We start from the raw sequence: 1,141 nt of genomic DNA on the forward strand, positions 1-1,141 counted from the left end.
CCTCTCGATCAATCAAGATCGGCCCGGCACTTACCTGACCTACTTCGGTTACTTTCTCTTAAGCCTCGGCATGCTGCTGACGCTTTTCGCACCGGGCAGCCGCTTTCAAATGTTACAGAAGCGTCTGGCTAAAATTTCTGCCAAAACCGCATCGCTTATGCTTCTGGCTGTGACTTTCAGCAGTACGGTATTTGGTCAGGAGGGTGCTCAGTTTTTGGTTCCTGAGGAAAAAGCCATTGCCTACGGGACCCTGATCGTGCAGGACCTGGATGGGCGGATGAAACCCCTCAATACCCTGGCAAACGAAATCGCCAGAAAACTAAATGGTCGTACCCAGATTGAATTTGACCTGGAAGGAGAAAGAATATCGCTCAGTCCGGAGCAGTTTCTGCTAGCCGTGCAGCTTAGCCCGGAGCGTTTCAGCAGCTTTCCTTTGATCAAAATCGATCAGGAGAAATCTCTCGATGCCTTTCAGGCCTTAGGACACGAACCTGTAGATCGATTGAGTTTTCAGGATTTTATTGACTCCGAGGGAAATTATCTTTTGGCCGACTTAGTAGAAGAAGCCAATCAACTCAAGCCCTCCCAGCGAAACGAGGGACATAAGGAATTGCTGAAAACAGATGAGCGATTCAATATCTTCTATGCTGTCTTGATTGGAGATTTTTTGAGACTCTACCCAAACCGACTCGACGATAATGACACCTGGTACACTAGTAGTCAATTTGCTCAAGGCTTTGAAGAGGAGGATGGAATTTTTGTGAAAAACATAGGCAAGCTTTATCTCGCAGGTCTTCAGAAAGGGATTCGTGAGGACGATTGGTCAGAAGCAGATGAAGCACTAGGATATATTTCCCTGTATCAAAAAGAGGCCGGTAAAAAAGTATATCCCGCTGAAAATGAAATCAATGGCGAATTACTCTACAATAAACTAAACCTTGGCAATCGCCTCTTTCCAGTTTTTTGGCTTTTAGGCTTTATGATGCTGGTTTTGGGAATTGTCCGACTATTCAAAGAAGGTAAAATCTTGAATTTCCTTTGGAAAGGCGGCTCCCTTCTCGCCTGGATGGGATGGGGAGTATTTAGCTTTCACCTCGCCTTGAGATGGTACATTGCGAAGCATCCCCCTTGGAGTGATGGA

Annotated in this window: 1 pseudogene; it reads left to right on the plus strand. The window is 46.1% G+C overall.

Going from position 1 to position 1,141, the window contains the following annotated elements:
• Positions 1-1,141: pseudogene (locus tag OU792_RS18560) on the plus strand (cytochrome C biogenesis protein); the annotation flags it as partial.

Source organism: Algoriphagus sp. NF (assembly GCF_028823735.1).
In the GTDB taxonomy this organism is placed as follows: Bacteria; Bacteroidota; Bacteroidia; order Cytophagales; family Cyclobacteriaceae; genus Algoriphagus; species Algoriphagus marincola.